General features: G+C 61.7%; 15 protein-coding genes and 1 pseudogene. 9 read left to right on the top strand and 7 right to left on the bottom strand.

Features of this window, described 5'->3' with window-relative positions; translation table 11 throughout:
- The 3 genes and pseudogenes from A2J01_RS02150 to A2J01_RS02140 all read left to right on the top strand — a co-directional run.
- Positions 1-424 (top strand): annotated as a pseudogene (locus A2J01_RS02150) (DEAD/DEAH box helicase); the annotation flags it as partial.
- 199 nt (positions 425-623) lie between these two features.
- Positions 624-1,100, top strand: coding sequence for a nitroreductase/quinone reductase family protein (locus tag A2J01_RS02145; protein ID WP_003946395.1), 477 nt, complete (start codon positions 624-626; stop codon positions 1,098-1,100).
- A 57-nt stretch (positions 1,101-1,157) separates the two neighbouring features.
- On the top strand, positions 1,158-1,937 hold the full coding sequence (locus tag A2J01_RS02140; protein WP_047272578.1) for a DUF427 domain-containing protein: 780 nt from the start codon (positions 1,158-1,160) through the stop codon (positions 1,935-1,937).
- A gap of 30 nt (positions 1,938-1,967) precedes the next feature.
- Here A2J01_RS02140 and A2J01_RS02135 read toward each other — a convergent pair whose 3' ends face one another.
- Positions 1,968-3,200 carry an MFS transporter gene (locus tag A2J01_RS02135; protein WP_042921334.1) on the bottom strand — a complete coding sequence of 411 codons (1,233 nt, stop codon included), beginning with the start codon at positions 3,198-3,200 and terminating at the stop codon, positions 1,968-1,970.
- 72 nt (positions 3,201-3,272) lie between these two features.
- Between A2J01_RS02135 and A2J01_RS02130 the strand changes: the two genes are divergently transcribed.
- Positions 3,273-4,148 (top strand): LysR family transcriptional regulator, encoded by an 876-nt coding sequence (locus tag A2J01_RS02130; RefSeq protein ID WP_007727651.1) that lies wholly within the window; start codon positions 3,273-3,275, stop codon positions 4,146-4,148.
- Here the strand turns inward: A2J01_RS02130 and A2J01_RS02125 are convergent.
- From A2J01_RS02125 to cobF, 4 genes are all read right to left on the bottom strand, one after another.
- Positions 4,141-5,007, bottom strand: a complete 867-nt coding sequence (locus A2J01_RS02125) for an Fpg/Nei family DNA glycosylase (RefSeq protein WP_050655571.1) — start codon at positions 5,005-5,007, stop codon at positions 4,141-4,143. The two genes, A2J01_RS02130 and A2J01_RS02125, sit on opposite strands and share 8 nt — an antisense overlap.
- 40 nt (positions 5,008-5,047) lie before the next feature.
- Positions 5,048-6,223: a GGDEF domain-containing protein gene (locus A2J01_RS02120; protein ID WP_007727655.1), complete on the bottom strand. Its 1,176-nt coding sequence runs from the start codon at positions 6,221-6,223 to the stop codon at positions 5,048-5,050.
- 43 nt (positions 6,224-6,266) lie between these two features.
- The gene (locus tag A2J01_RS02115) at positions 6,267-7,433 is read right to left on the bottom strand and encodes a GGDEF domain-containing protein (protein WP_231915680.1); all 1,167 of its coding nucleotides are present in this window, start codon (positions 7,431-7,433) and stop codon (positions 6,267-6,269) included.
- 76 nt (positions 7,434-7,509) lie between these two features.
- Entirely contained in the window at positions 7,510-8,250 is a 741-nt protein-coding gene (gene cobF, locus A2J01_RS02110) for a precorrin-6A synthase (deacetylating) (protein WP_064111748.1), read from the bottom strand.
- Positions 8,251-8,336: 86 nt separating this feature from the next.
- Between cobF and A2J01_RS02105 the strand changes: the two genes are divergently transcribed.
- The 5 genes from A2J01_RS02105 (at position 8,337) to A2J01_RS02085 (ending at position 12,482) form a co-directional block, all read left to right on the top strand.
- Complete coding sequence (locus A2J01_RS02105; RefSeq protein WP_003946427.1) at positions 8,337-9,137, top strand: thymidylate synthase; 801 nt, start codon at positions 8,337-8,339, stop codon at positions 9,135-9,137.
- 2 nt (positions 9,138-9,139) lie between these two features.
- The gene (locus A2J01_RS02100; protein ID WP_003946393.1) at positions 9,140-9,631 is read left to right on the top strand and encodes a dihydrofolate reductase; all 492 of its coding nucleotides are present in this window, start codon (positions 9,140-9,142) and stop codon (positions 9,629-9,631) included.
- 84 nt (positions 9,632-9,715) lie between these two features.
- Positions 9,716-10,048, top strand: a complete 333-nt coding sequence (locus tag A2J01_RS02095) for a cupin domain-containing protein (RefSeq protein WP_003946336.1) — start codon at positions 9,716-9,718, stop codon at positions 10,046-10,048.
- 19 nt (positions 10,049-10,067) lie between these two features.
- On the top strand, positions 10,068-10,763 hold the full coding sequence (locus tag A2J01_RS02090) for a hypothetical protein (RefSeq protein ID WP_064111746.1): 696 nt from the start codon (positions 10,068-10,070) through the stop codon (positions 10,761-10,763).
- 27 nt (positions 10,764-10,790) lie between these two features.
- Entirely contained in the window at positions 10,791-12,482 is a 1,692-nt protein-coding gene (locus A2J01_RS02085) for a GAF domain-containing sensor histidine kinase (RefSeq protein WP_064111744.1), read from the top strand.
- Positions 12,483-12,485: 3 nt separating this feature from the next.
- Here the strand turns inward: A2J01_RS02085 and A2J01_RS02080 are convergent, their stop codons facing one another.
- On the bottom strand, positions 12,486-13,124 hold the full coding sequence (locus A2J01_RS02080) for a response regulator (protein ID WP_003946380.1): 639 nt from the start codon (positions 13,122-13,124) through the stop codon (positions 12,486-12,488).
- 76 nt (positions 13,125-13,200) lie between these two features.
- Positions 13,201-14,094, bottom strand: coding sequence for a universal stress protein (locus A2J01_RS02075; RefSeq protein WP_003946389.1), 894 nt, complete (start codon positions 14,092-14,094; stop codon positions 13,201-13,203).
- Between the last annotated feature and the right edge of the window lie 343 nt (positions 14,095-14,437).

Below are 14,437 nucleotides of genomic sequence, written 5' to 3'. Positions count from 1 at the left end.
CTCGGTGGCAAAACTGTTCGGTGCGGTGCCGGACAAGGAGGGTCAACGTCTGCGGTTTCAACGCGGGGACGCACCGGTCATCGTCTTCAATGTCACGACCTCGATCTCGCTCCACGCCAACGAAGCACTCCCGGACGGCACTCACGCGTCCCCGTTGCCACGGACGGGAATCTTTCATCAACCGCGCTACTCAGGGATCGCGGCAGAACAGACGTTCGGTCGGTCGCATCGCGACTACCAGACGTGCCCGTGGGTCATACCCTTCGGCGTGGGCACCAAGGAAGAGGACGTCGCCACGGTCATGTTGCGCAATCTCAATTCGGTCACAGGTCTGAAAGGTGGTGATCGATCCGGTCTGCGGTCGCTGTCCGAACTGCTCGGCGTCGAGTGGCTAGAGCCTGATGTCTTGACCTCGGAGGGTTGATCTTCCAACGACCGTCCAACGCGCACAAACGAACGGTTTCGGCGGTATGCTCCAATTCCACTCCACCAAAACCGAATTCGGCTAACCGCTTCATTCCTTTCGGGACCTTGGGACTCAGGTATCTGTGACCTGACGTGGCAGACTCTTCCGAGTCGAGGTGCACCAGCCTCGAAACAGTGCCGAGAATGCGAGGGGTCCGATGCGCAATATCTACCGGTCATTGATGCGCAATGTCGGCCATACACAATGGTTCTCGGATCTCGGCAAGGATCTGGTTCCGCTCGATCGAGCAGTGCAGAGAGTGTCGGGAGGCAAGCTCTCGCTGGTCGGAGAGAACACCGTGACTCAGCTACTGCTCACCACGACGGGCCGTAAGACCGGCCGTTCTCGAACCACGCCACTCCTGTACGCACCCGACGGCGATGCGTTTGTCGTCGTCGGTTCGAACTGGGGGCAGGATACGCATCCAGCATGGACACTCAATTTGATGGCAAACCCCACCGCGATCGTGACAGTGAAGGGCGTCGAAATACCGGTCGGTGCGAGTCTGGCGGAGGGCGCCACGCGTAAGAAACTGTGGGAGCTCGCGACCACCACGTGGCCGCCGTACGAAACCTACGCCGATCGAGCATTCGGGCGCCAGATCCGCGTATTTCGACTCCAACCTGTCAAATAACTGCTGCCGGGCGCAGGATGGGAAGGACCACCCTGCCGATCTCAGGAGCATTCGCGAATGTCCACAGCACTGACTCACGCAGAAGACACACAGATCACAGCTTCCAACGGGCGGATCGCACTGGAGCCGAACCCCCGCCGAATTCGAGCCTTCTTCGCTGGTCACGCCGTCGCAGACACCACTCGTTCGGTATACCTTTTCGAACGCGGCCGCCTGCCGATGTACTACATCCCCCTCGCGGACGTTCGTACCGAATTCCTCGTCCCGACGTCGACGACCACCCATTGCCCATGGAAAGGTGACGCCACCTACTGGACGATCGAGATCGGGGATCGCCGGGCCGAGGACGCCGTCTGGACCTACCCTGAACAGTTCGACGGTTCCCTGGATCTGAGTGAGTACGTCGCATTCTATTGGGATCGCATGGACGCCTGGTACGAGGAGGATCAACAGGTCTTTGTCCACGCCCGCGATCCATACGTACGTATCGACGCACTCCCCTCGTCCCGCCACGTCCAGGTCTTTGTCGGCGACGTACTGGTCGCCGAGACGAGACGACCCAGACTGCTCTTCGAAACCGGACTGCCCACGCGGTACTACATTCCGAGAATCGACGTTCGCAGCGAGTACTTTGCGCCGTCCCCGACCACCACGGCCTGCCCCTACAAGGGCACTGCGTCGTATCTGTCGTTCACCGGCACAACCGAACTCGCTCCGATCGAGGATCTGGCGTGGTTCTATCCGTTCACTACCGCCGAAGCGTCCGGGATCGACGACCACGTGTCGTTCTATCCCGAACGCGTCGGCAAGATCCTGGTGGACGGTGCCGAAATCTGAAAGGTGCTGGAGCCGAGAAGGTGTGGGTGCCTACCCCACTGCAACAGGGGATTCCGGGATTCGCAGTTCAGCCGTCTCCAGTCGGCGATCATGCACCCACACCATCGCCGTTGCAACGGAGAAGACCAACCCGGCGATGCATACTCCGTTCCAGCCGTACGACTTCCACACCACTGACCCCACCGCCGAGCCCACGGCAGCACCGACGAAGTAGGTGGTCATGTACACGGAATTCACACGCGAACGTGCTTCGGGGACAAGGGCGTAGATCACGTTCTGGTTGCTGACGTGCACTCCCTGCAGCGCGAGGTCGGCAAGGACGATGGCAACGAGAAACCACACCACGTGGGTGGCACCGGCGACAAAGGGAAGCCACGACACCAAGAGAATCGCGATGGCGCCGCCGGTCGCCAGCTGACCCAATCCCCGATCGGCCAGTCTGCCCGCCACCGTCGCCATCAAAGCTCCCGCCACACCGAGTAGTCCGACCAAGCCGATTTGAGTGTCGCTGTAGCCGAATTCGCCGGACAGAAGAAAGGCCATCGTCGTGAAGACGGTGCTGACAGCAGCAAAAGCCAGTCCGCCCATGGCCGATCGGGTTCTCAGGCGCGGCAAGGTCGCAGCCAACTTCCCTACCGAAGCGAGCGTTGCGCGGTAGCTTGCCTTCGGGCGATCTGCGGAATCGGAAGGCAGAGATCGCCACAATGCCACGGCCATCACCACCATCAGCACCGCCGCAACCTTGTATACCGTCGACCAACCTCCCAGTCCGGAGAGGACACCGGCAACGCTGCGCGCCAGCAGGATTCCGATCAGCAGTCCGCTCATGATCGTGCCGACCACCTGACCGGACCTCTCAGGTTCGGCCAGCGAGGCGGCAAACGGAATGAGCACCTGGGCGGCGACCGAAAAGACGCCAGCGACAGCGATTCCCACTGCCAGCGTGGCAAAGTTGGGCGCAAATCCGCTGACCGCTTGACCGGTCGCCGCCAGCAGCATGAGCCCTACCGTCAGCTTGCGTCGGTCCACCATGTCGCCCACCGGAACCAGAAGTATCAATCCGAGTGCATACGCGACCTGCGCGATGGTCACCGTCGCGGCCGCTGCGGAGGCCGACACATTCAGGTGATCTGCGATGGAATCGAGGAGTGGCTGGTTGAAATAGTTACCGCCCGCGCACAGGCCCGTCGCCGCAGCCATCAGCAGCACTATCGGTAGTCCGAGCCTCGGACGCGCGTCGCTTGAAATCATGTCGTCAAGCATGACCGCCTACACCGACGCGCGTCCAATAGATAGATATGCATGATCTATCTCCAGAAACGATAGATTGGTGCGATGGAACTACGTCACATCCGCTACGCCCTGGCAGTCGCGGAAGACAGACACTTCAGCCGAGCAGCGTCGCGGTTGCACGTTTCCCAGTCCGCCTTGAGTGCCCAGATCAGAGACCTCGAAAAGGAACTGGGAGTCGAATTGTTCAACCGGAACAGCCGAAACGTCGGCCTGACTGCTGCAGGCGAGGTTTTTGTCGCCCGCTCCCGCGAGGTACTCGGCGCCGTGTCGAGACTCGTCAGTGATGTCTCCGCACGGAGCAACGAGCAAGTGCGGTTGACGGTCGGCACCATCACCTCGGCGGGGCGCGTCGACGTCGGACGCGCGCTGGCAGATCTGACACGGCGCCACCCTGCAATCAACATCACCGCGCGACCGTACGGCAGTGAAGTAGTTATCGAGGGAGTCCGGTCCGGTGCAATCGACGTCGGCATTGTCGGATTGGCCGCAGGTCGCCTACCCAAGAGCTTTGCCGCCGCACCGCTGTGGAGTGAACCCACCGCAGCGTTCGTTGCTCCTGACCATCCCTTCGCCCAGGCTTCGTCGATCAGGCTCGAAGACCTACGCGATCACACTCTCGTGGACTTCGCCTCCGGCAGCGAGGCCCGTGTCCAAACCGACCAAGCCTTCGCCGAATCACAGGTCCCTCGGGGAAAAACACTTGAAGCCAACTCGGTAGACCTGATCTGTTCACTGACCGCCAACGGCCTGGGCGTAGGTTTGCTCCCCCAGTCCATGAGCGCCCTGCACCCCGAATTGGTCTGTATTCCGATCACCGATGCGCCGCATCGGATCGTCCACGCAATCACCGAACCCACCCATTCGTCGGCGCTCGCCCGCGAGTTCGTCGAACTACTCGCAGCGCAGTTCGCTACTTGAGCAGTTTCGACATTCGCCTGTCCGCCAACGGTTTACCGCCGGTCTGGCACGTCGCGCAGTATTGAAAAGAGCGCTCCGCGAACGACACTTCGCGTACGACGTCACCGCACACCGGGCACGGAAGTCCGGTACGAGCATGCACTCGCATCCCCGAGCGTTTCTCACCTTTGAGCCGGGCCGCGTCCTGACCTTCCGAACGCTCGATCGCGTCGGCCAGCGTAGATCGCATCACGGCATACAACGTCGAAATCTGATCCCGCGTCAGCCGCGACGAGGTCGCGAAAGGCGAGAGTTTCGCGGTGTGGAGGATCTCGTCCGAGTAGGCGTTCCCGATACCGGCGATCAACGACTGCTCGACTATCGAGTTCTTGATCCGCGCCGACGTTCCGCCCAGAATCTGTGCGAACTCGGCTTCGGTCACGGCCATCGCGTCCGGCCCCAACCGGGCGATGCCCGGAACCTCCTGCGGATCGTTCACGACCCAGACGGCGAGGCGTTTCTTGGTGCCGGCTTCGGTGAGATCGAATGCCGGCGTCAACCCTTCGGGTGTGAAGAAATGAACGCGCAGCGCCAACGGCCCCTTCCCCGGCTTCGGCGGCGTCGCCGATGGATTGTCCAGCCAGCGCATCCAGCCGGCACGGGAGAGATGCGTGACCAACCACAACCCGTCGCAATCCAGAGCCAGATGCTTCCCGAAGCGGGCGGCGCCCGTGACGTCACGCCCCTGCAGAGCGGTGATCGGCGGATCGAAGGTCTTGAGCACACTCAATGCAGCGATGTCGACGCGTCCCACCACTGCGCCGACCGCGTGCTGACGAAGGAACCCTGCCAGCGCTTCCACCTCGGGTAGTTCAGGCATGGCAACAGACTAACGCCGACCACGGACACTCACAGCGCGCTCAGTCCGTTTCCGTCTGCAGCACCACCGAATGCCCACCGCGTGCCTTCGCGGAGTACATCGCCCGATCCGCTCGCCGCAGCAGAGTCGGGTAGGTGACCAGCGCATCATCCGCTGATTCGAAGGGCCCTGCGATCTTCGCGATTCCGACGCTCATCGCCACCTCGGGATGATCGGGCGAGGTGATCGTCGAACGGAGTAGCTCATGTTCGAGTCGATGGAACGAGCGTTGATCGACCGAATCGACGATGACGAACTCGTCGCCGCCTATCCGTGCGATCAAGGCCGCCGGGCCGGCGCATTCGACCAGTCTCGATCCGACTTTTTCGATCACGGCGTCACCGACGGTATGTCCGTACTCGTCGTTGATGGCCTTGAATCGATTGATGTCGACGGCGGCGACTACCAAGAGCGCCGAGTGCGTGTACGACCGCTCCAGCAACAGTCGCACTTCGTCGGCCAGTCCCCTCCTGTTGAGCAGTCCGGTCAGTGGGTCCAATTGCGAGTTCAACGCGTCGGTGCCGAGGATGGAGAAAATGAACTGACAGGCAAAGGGAATCACGTAGATTGCCGCGCCGACCAGTACTACCAACGCGACCAGAACCGGAGCATCCACATCGTTTTCGACCACCGCCGTACGTGTCACGATGCCGATGACCACGACGAGTACCCACAACATGTGAAGGCTCTGTATTCGAGCATTGTGGAAGAACGCGATGTATCCGCCGATCACCGAGAACATCACGGCGTGTGCCAGTGCTGCAAGTGGATTGGAGTACAGCAGCATTGCGGCCGCTATTCCCACTTCCGAGTAGAGCACAAAGGCGTAAGACCAGGAACGGGAGAGATTGCGCCTCGTCGAGAGGGCGACGGCCATCATCACGGTTATGACCATGATGACTGCGTTCGCGGTGCGCGCGTGCGAAGTGGTCGGTCCCTGTGGACTGAAGCGAGTGAGGAACATGATCACGGTGACCAGCACCAACGAGCAGACGACGAGAAACCGCGAGGCGACGGTCAACCCTTTGTCCGCGAGATAGCGATTGAAGGTGTCGAATTGGTCCGGACGCCGATACCAATCGACAAGTTGAGAAGAGATCAGCCGGAACGCGGGACCCGAGAGCGGTCGTCGAGACGCCACGGCGTCCGAACGCTCAACACTCTCGGCAGATTCCATAGGGTCAGGGTAATCCAGTCAACTCCCCGCAATCAGACAATTTTCACTGTTTGCCGTCCCACATCACAACCCGATCGCCGCCGGCGGCCTTCGCGCGGTACATCGAGGCATCGGCTACTCGAAACAGTTCCGTCAACTCCTCGTCGGAAATAATCGACGACCATTCGGCAGAGGTGATCGCGACTCCGACGCTGGTGGTCACTACCGGATCACGATCGTCGATTCGCAAGTGCCTTCGCAGATTGTCTTCGAACGCAGGCGCTGCGCCGACGTCTATCGTGTCTACCAACACGAACTCGTCCCCACCGAATCTGGCGAAGAGCGCCTTCTCGCCGCCGCACCACCGCAGTCGATCAGCAATCTGGCGAAGTACGAGATCGCCTTCTTCGTGCCCCTGTGAGTCGTTGACGCTCTTGAACGAATCGACATCGACAATCGCGACGACATACGACGACTTGCTCGACGCATGCCCCGTCGCCCCCATTTCGACAACAGCTCGCTGCAGCCCGCGCCGATTCAGAAGCCCTGTCAACGGATCCACATCCGAACTGTCCGCGTCGGAGCCGAGAAGTGAGAGGACGAACTGGCAGGCGAACGGGATGACCACGATCCCGGTGGCGATGATCAGACACAGTGCGGTGGCCAACGCAGGATCCGCGTAGACCGCGACCTTTCGGCCGACCACTGCGAGAATCACGATGGACAGCGCGATGTGGATCGCCTGGAGTCTCGCGTTGTGAAAGTACGCGATGTAACCACCGATCAGTACGCAGAGCACACACTGGATCAACCCGATGAAAGGGTCGTTGTTCAAGAACACACCGACGAATACGCCGACCTCGCAGTAGGCGACAAAGAAGTACGACCACCGGCGCGTGATTTCGGGCAGAAGGCAGAAGAGCACGATCACCGCAATCGTGACGGCGATGATAACGGCGTTGACGACGCTGGTGACGTGGTTGTGCACGCCCGCGTCGCTGAAGCGCAGCAGAGTCATCGCAATGATGACCGTCGTCAGCGAGCCGATAACCAGCAATCGGACAGCTAGCTCCAGGCCCTTCGTGGCGAGGTATCGATTGAAACTGTCGAATTGATCAGGACGCCGATACCACTGAACCAGAAGGCCGAAAGCCGACTTCACAGCTGATTTTTCACGGCCACGCGGCGCGGGCAGAATCGACTGCAGTCGGTCCTGCCCGAACGATGTCATGCGCAGATCATAGGTGCGCGGACCGTCGTTCGGGACCAAGAGTGCAGGATCGAGGCGGCAAATTCAGGGTCGGTTGTCAGCGCCGAACGAGGTACGTATCCATGATCCAACCGTGCTTCTCACGCAACTCCGCCCGGCGAGCGACGATCCGATCTTCGACGTCACGCAGTTTGCCGGAAATCAACTCCTCGTCCGGGGTCCCGAGGTACGCGCCCCACCAGATCTCGGCGTCGTTTTCGCTTACCTGAGTGAAGGTGCAATGCGCGTCGAGCATCACGACGGCATTGTCCACGCCGTCGGGCAATCCCTCGGCCAGTTTGCGGCCGGTCGTGATGTGGATGGGTTCGCCGATTCGGTTCAGGACGATCCGGTGTTGTGCAGCCAGCGACTGCACGCTGGTGATTCCCGGGATGACGGAGTAGTCGAACGAAACTCTCCCGCGAGCGAGCACGCGCTCGACGATCCGCAGAGTGCTGTCGTAGAGGGAAGGGTCACCCCAGACGAGAATCGCGCCGACGCCAGGTTCGGCCGCGAATTCCGCTTCGAATTTCGCGGCCCGACGCTCGTGCCAGTCCTCGACGACTCCCTCGTAATCGGTGGGGGCTCGGTCCCGCGGCGGGTCCGTGATCTCGACCACCTTGTAGTCGAGGTGAACGTGCTCGTCGAGAATGCCGGTGCGCAAGTCGACCAGAGCCTGCTTCTCGTCACCCTTTCCGATGATGAAGAAGGTATCGGCCCTGTTCATGGCCTTGATCGCCTGAACCGTCACCTGGTCGGGATCACCAGCACCGATACCGATCACCAAGAGTTCGCGCATGTGCCGAGGCTATATTGCCGTGCGCCTTTATTAACCGCCGGAGGTTAATAAAGGCGCACAGCAGGGCAGGCCCTAGACTGATTCCCGTGACTGTCTCCACTGCTTACGAAGACCTCCTCCGGCTCGTCATGGAGACGGGTACCGCCAAATCCGATCGAACCGGAACCGGCACCCGCAGCATCTTCGGTCACCAGATGCGTTTCGATCTTGCCGACGGCTTTCCGCTCGTCACCACCAAGAAGGTCCACCTCAAGTCGATAGTCAACGAACTCCTGTGGTTCCTGCGCGGCGACTCCAACGTGGCGTGGCTGCACGAGCACGGCGTCTCCATCTGGGACGAGTGGGCCGACGAGAACGGTGAACTCGGCCCCGTCTACGGCGTCCAGTGGCGTAGCTGGCCCACCCCTTCGGGCGAGCACATCGACCAGATCACGCAGACCGTCGAGACCCTGCGCTCCAACCCCGATTCGCGGCGGATCATCGTTTCGGCGTGGAACGTCGCCGACATTCCACAGATGGCCCTGGCGCCGTGCCACGCTTTCTTCCAGTTCTACGTCGCCGACGGCAAGCTCTCCTGCCAGCTGTACCAGCGCAGCGCCGACATGTTCCTCGGCGTTCCGTTCAACATCGCCAGCTACGCGCTGCTCACCCACATGATGGCCCAGCAGGCCGGACTCGACGTCGGCGAGTTCGTCTGGACCGGCGGCGACTGCCACATCTACGACAATCACGTCGACCAGGTGACCGAGCAGCTCGGCCGCGAACCGCTGCCGTTGCCGACCCTGAAGCTGAACAAGCGCGACTCCATCTTCGACTACACCTTCGAGGACGTGGAGATCGTCGACTACCAGCACCACCCCGCGATCAAAGCCCCGGTAGCGGTCTGACGATGACCGATCGCACAGTCACCCTCATCTGGGCGCAGGCCCACGGCGGCGTCATCGGCGCCGACAACTCGATCCCGTGGCGCGTGTCCGAGGACATGGCTTACTTCAAACGCGTCACCATGGGCCATCCGGTAATCATGGGGCGGCGCACCTGGGACTCCATTCCATCGAAGTTCCGTCCGTTCAGCGGGCGTCGGAACATCGTCGTCACACGCGATCCGCAATGGCACGCCGAAGGCGCCGAGGTGGTCCGCAGTCTGGACGACGCCCTGGCGTTGCCGGACGGTGACGTCTTCGTCGTCGGTGGCGGGCAAATTTATTCGGCTGCACTGCCATTCGCGACGCATCTACTGGTGACCGAGATCGACCTCGACATCGCCGGTGATGCTTTTGCTCCCGAGATCGGCCCCGAATGGAACCTGAAATCCGACGAGCCCTGGCAGACCTCGGAGAAGAGCGGCCTGCGCTTCCGCTGGTTGGAGTACACGCGCTGACCGACTTCCGCCGATAACGAGGCACCTCGCGAGTGAGTCGGTCATACTCCAAGAAGGACATTCACCGCTTCCGAGAGGTCTTCGATGGACAAGAAGTCACTGACCGCTCTCGCTCGCCAACAGTTGAAACTGGCGGGCTCGGCGACCAGCGGTCGCAGTTCACAAACCGTCTACGGTGGCCACCAGCGCAGCCTGCGACAGACGGTGATCGCGCTGAGCGCCGGCAAGAGCCTCGCCGAACACGACAGTCCGGGCGAAGCCACGTTGTTGGTCCTGAGCGGGAAGCTGAATCTTGTATGTGGGAGCGACCAGTGGAAAGGATCCACGGGTGATTTCCTGACCGTCCCGGCCGACCGGCACAGCGTCGAAGCGCTCGAAGACGTTGCATTTCTACTGACCGTCGCCATGAAGGGCTGAAATCGGTAGCGTCTTCCGCGTGAGCGAAACCGTGATCGAAGTGTCCATCGTCGCAGCCCCGTCCGTACTCTGGCCCGCGCTGCGCGACCCGTCGCTGATTCGACGTTGGTTCGGCTGGGAGTACGACGGACTCGACGACGAAATCACCCAGATCTACTCCACCGCTGAGGCCGACCCCGAAGCGTTGACGCTGAAACTCGGAAACGGCGACCGTTTCTCACTTCGCGAACAGGACGGCAAGACGGTCGTCCGCATCGACCGACCGGCCAAATCTGCCGACGACGACTGGTACGACGACATCACCGAGGGCTGGACGACATTCCTCCAGCTGCTCAGATTCGCAGTGGAGCACCACGGACTGGCCGAGCGTGGAACCATTTATCTCGACGGCCTTCTGCTCCCCGGTGAGAACGTGGCAAGCGTCCTCGGGCTCACCGAAATCGAATTGGAAGCGGGAAGTCGGTACGCGGTGACAATCGCTCCCGGCGACTATTTCGAAGGCGTCGTCGACTACGTCACCGACCACCAATTCGGGTTGACAGTCGAGGATCTCGGCCCTGGCCTGCTGTCTGTCGCCACCCAGTCGGTGACGGCGCAGCGGCCCGACGGAGGCATGTCCATCCTGCTGACCACCTACGACCTGAGCGATGACGAGTTCGACGAGATCAAGCATCACTGGTCGTCGTGGTGGGAAGGTCGCCGCCAGGAGAGCTGACGTTCGGTGAGGCGATATGCTTCGACCATGGTCGAAGCTTCGGGTCACAGTCCGGCACGTACGTTCGGCGAGTTGCTCGACCGCCTGGGCGATTCCAATGCCGACATACCGACACTCCACCGCCTGCTCGAGGCGGTCCTGGTGGTCGGCTCCGGCCTGGACCTCGACCTGACGCTTCAACGGATCATCACCTCTGCGACAACGGTTCTGGATTGCCGCTACGGCGCCCTGGGGGTCGCGGCGCCGGGGGGCGGGCTCTCGGAATTCGTGTACGAGGGAATCTCCGGGTCCCAACGCGCGACCATGGGACATTTCCCCGAAGGTCATGGCGTGCTGGGTGTTCTGATGAATCACCCGCAGACTTTGCGTGTGGCCCATCTCGGCGACCATCCCGAATCGGTGGGATTCCCCGCAAATCATCCACCGATGGAGAGCTTCCTCGGAGCGCCGATCATGATGCGGGGAAAGGTGTTCGGAAGCATCTACCTGACCGAGAAACGGGGACAGGCCGAGTTCACCCAAGAAGACGAGGTCATTCTCGAAGCCCTCGCCATCGCAGCCGGTATCGCTGTGGAAAACGCCCGACTGTTCGAGCAGTCACGAACTCGTGAAAGATGGCTCACCGCAACATCTGCCATCCGCTCGCGGTTGCTGGCCGGTGACTCGCTCGAGGACGGCCTGCAACTTCTTGCCAGTCGCGTTCGGGACCTGACCGGCGTCGACGACGTGATCGTGGTGATCTGCGAGAACGGCTACGCACAGGTTCACGCCGCGGCCAGCGCCCGGACCACGTCACGTGGAGTCAGAATCCCGGAGACCACTTATCCGTTCGACGTGGTGCGGAGCACTCGAAAGCTACAGGTACTCACCACTTTAGGCGCACTCACCGAACTGGTGCCGTCGGCTGGGAGTGCGGTCGTGGCACCGATGTGCGTCGCCTCGGGTGTAGTCGGCGCGGTCATCGTGGCGTCGAATTCCACCAACACACACTGGGATCACGACGAACTGACCCGGATCGAGTCGATGGCCGAACTCGGCTCCGTTGCAATCGAGTTCGACGAGAAACAAAAGGCGCAACGCCTGTTGTCCGTTCTCGCCGACCGCGACCGCATCGCACGAGACCTGCACGACAACGTCATCCAGCGACTGTTCGCGAGCGGAATGAGCCTGCAGAGCACGCTTCCGGACGAGACCCTCCCGGAGTCGGCGCGCGCGATTGTCAAACGATCTCTCGAACAGCTCGACAAGACAGTCCGCGAGATTCGGACAACCATCTTCGATCTGCAGACTCCGACGGCCACCGATTCGTCGAGCCTGCGCCGACGCCTCCTCGATGTCATCGGCGACGCCACCGCACAGTCCGCTGTGACCCCGAGCGTCCAATTCTCCGGCGCCATCGACACTCTGGTGAATCCCGGGATCCACCAGCACGCCGAGGCCGTGCTGCGTGAGGGGTTGAGCAACGTCCTTCGGCATGCACACGCACGCCACATCACCATCGCTGTCACCGCGGACGTCGAATTTGCGATCACGATCGAGGACGACGGCGTCGGACTCCCCTCCGATTTCCACAAGAGTGGACTGCACAATCTGGAGCGCCGCGCCGAACATTGCGGCGGTACGTGCACGATCGTCAATCACGATCCGAACGGTGCACGCCTGCTCTGGCGAGTACCGCTCGGTCGCACCAACTCGAATCGACCGAAATCCGGTCGTTAGATCCTAGCGACTGCCGCTACGGATTTCGGTCGCCAGCACCGCAGCCTGAGTACGACGCTGCATGCCCAGCTTCGAGAGCAGACGCGTCACGTAGTTCTTGACCGTCTTCTCCGCGAGGAACAATCGCGCGCCGATCTCCCGGTTGGTGAGCCCCTCTCCGATGAGGTCGAAGACTGCTCGCTCCTGATCGGAAAGTTCGGCCAACGGATCAGCTGTACGGTCGCTGCGGATCCGCTGCATCAGCGCCTCGGTTGCACGACTGTCGAGCAGTGAACCGCCGCGCCCGACTGTGCGGACTGCAGCGACCAGATCGGTTCCGAGAATCTGCTTGAGGACGAATCCCGAGGCGCCCGCCATGATCGCGTCGAGCAACGCCTCGTCGTCGGCGTACGACGTGAGCATCAGGCAGCGGAGGTCGGGAAGCATCGAGCGGAGTTCTCGGCACAGTTCGACGCCGTTGCCGTCAGGCAAGCGTACGTCCAGAACAGCGACGTCGGCGTTGCTCTGCGGTACCGCAGCCAGCGCTTCCCCCACGGACGCCGCCTCGCCCACCACCACGAAGTCCTCGACCCCACCGAGTAGGTCGAACAATCCGCGTCTGACGATCTCGTGATCGTCGACCAGGAATATCCGCGTTGTCATCGAACCCCTCCAAAAGACATCTCACGTCGAACGGTACCGGAGACGGTGGACTCAGAACTCATGGAATGCATTCTCTTCACTTGTTGACGTGCCGGACGATGAGAACCGGGCAATCCGCGGTGTGCAGGAGCGCCCGACTGGTCGATCCGAGGAGCATTCCTGCGAATCCGCCGCGCCCGCGACTGCCGACGACTATCAACTGCGCCGTCTCCGCATATTCGCTCAGGACTCGGACCGGACGGTCACGCGCGACGACTCTTTCGACGACGACGTCCGGGTAACGCTCGGTGAATCCGGCCAATTGCTCCGCGAGGACAACTTCCTCACCCGTCTGGATGCTGCTCCACAGTGGGTCGTCGGGGGTGGCGCCCAACGAGGGCTGCACACTCACGTCGCTCCACACGTTGACGGCGATCAAGGTGGCGCCCCGCGCGGAGGCCTGCTCGAAAGCGTGCTCGACTGCCTCGATGCTGCTTTCGGATCCATCGACACCGACGACGACGGGGCCCTCGGTCGGCGGTCGACCGTCGAGCGTCCGTCCTCGGACAACTGCAACCGGAGATTCGCCGTGCGAGACAACCGAGACCGTCGCAGAACCGACGACCAATCCGGTGAATTCGCCGTGCCCGCGAGGGCCGAGCGCAATGATGTACGCGCCCTTGGACAATTCGATCAGGCGATCGGAGACGCTGCCGTCGAGTAGTTCGGTGACGATCTCGAGGTCGTCGTCGATGCTTTGCCGCGCGAGAATCTGTGCGCTGTCCAGACGAGCGGTGGCAGTGCGCCGCAGTTCGTCCTTGAAGCTCTCGGCGAGGTAAGGCTCGGAGTAGTAGAAGGCTGGGATGTGCACCACCGTCGCGATGTGGAGCGGTCGACCGAGCGCCACCGCGGTCCTCGCCGCCCAGACGACAGCCGACGACGCCGATTCCGAACCGTCTACCGCTACGACGACGGGTTTGGTTGCACTCATGTTCGTCCCTCCACAATCGACCACAGAATCTCTTCGCCCTCACACTATTGCCCAATGACGGCAAAAAGGATTCATCAGCCGACGCGAGTCCCGAATCGGACATTGGGTGTTCGGGTGGACTGCGGCAACGGCCCCGCCAACATCCCTTTCGGGCGTCAACGAGGCCACCGGTGCCGGATTCGCACGCAAACCCTGGCTACTCGATCCACGTTAGGTGAAGAACCCGACCGGTCAGAAGTGAAAAAAGTCCTGTCAACAAGCGCCCAAAATCGGGTTTCGTACGCAGGAGATCCCGAACCACCTGCTCTGCTGTGCGCCTTTGTTAACCGCCGGCGGTTAATAA

Source organism: Rhodococcus sp. EPR-134, assembly GCF_001647205.1.
Classification (GTDB): Bacteria; Actinomycetota; Actinomycetes; order Mycobacteriales; family Mycobacteriaceae; genus Rhodococcus_F; species Rhodococcus_F qingshengii.
The sequence above is the reverse complement of the archived record's forward strand: the minus strand, read 5'-3'. Positions and strand labels throughout refer to the sequence as shown.

What these genes read in the sequence shown, in the direction of transcription:
- A2J01_RS02145 (WP_003946395.1), top strand. Translation starts at nt 624, where the DNA reads ATGCGCAATATCTACCGGTCATTGATGCGCAATGTCGGCCATACACAA.
- A2J01_RS02140 (WP_047272578.1), top strand. Translation starts at nt 1,158, where the DNA reads ATGTCCACAGCACTGACTCACGCAGAAGACACACAGATCACAGCTTCC.
- A2J01_RS02135 (WP_042921334.1), bottom strand. Translation starts at nt 3,200, where the DNA reads ATGCTTGACGACATGATTTCAAGCGACGCGCGTCCGAGGCTCGGACTA.
- A2J01_RS02130 (WP_007727651.1), top strand. Translation starts at nt 3,273, where the DNA reads ATGGAACTACGTCACATCCGCTACGCCCTGGCAGTCGCGGAAGACAGA.
- A2J01_RS02125 (WP_050655571.1), bottom strand. Translation starts at nt 5,007, where the DNA reads ATGCCTGAACTACCCGAGGTGGAAGCGCTGGCAGGGTTCCTTCGTCAG.
- A2J01_RS02120 (WP_007727655.1), bottom strand. Translation starts at nt 6,223, where the DNA reads ATGGAATCTGCCGAGAGTGTTGAGCGTTCGGACGCCGTGGCGTCTCGA.
- A2J01_RS02115 (WP_231915680.1), bottom strand. Translation starts at nt 7,433, where the DNA reads ATGACATCGTTCGGGCAGGACCGACTGCAGTCGATTCTGCCCGCGCCG.
- cobF (WP_064111748.1), bottom strand. Translation starts at nt 8,250, where the DNA reads ATGCGCGAACTCTTGGTGATCGGTATCGGTGCTGGTGATCCCGACCAG.
- A2J01_RS02100 (WP_003946393.1), top strand. Translation starts at nt 9,140, where the DNA reads ATGACCGATCGCACAGTCACCCTCATCTGGGCGCAGGCCCACGGCGGC.
- A2J01_RS02095 (WP_003946336.1), top strand. Translation starts at nt 9,716, where the DNA reads ATGGACAAGAAGTCACTGACCGCTCTCGCTCGCCAACAGTTGAAACTG.
- A2J01_RS02085 (WP_064111744.1), top strand. Translation starts at nt 10,791, where the DNA reads ATGGTCGAAGCTTCGGGTCACAGTCCGGCACGTACGTTCGGCGAGTTG.
- A2J01_RS02080 (WP_003946380.1), bottom strand. Translation starts at nt 13,124, where the DNA reads ATGACAACGCGGATATTCCTGGTCGACGATCACGAGATCGTCAGACGC.
- A2J01_RS02075 (WP_003946389.1), bottom strand. Translation starts at nt 14,094, where the DNA reads ATGAGTGCAACCAAACCCGTCGTCGTAGCGGTAGACGGTTCGGAATCG.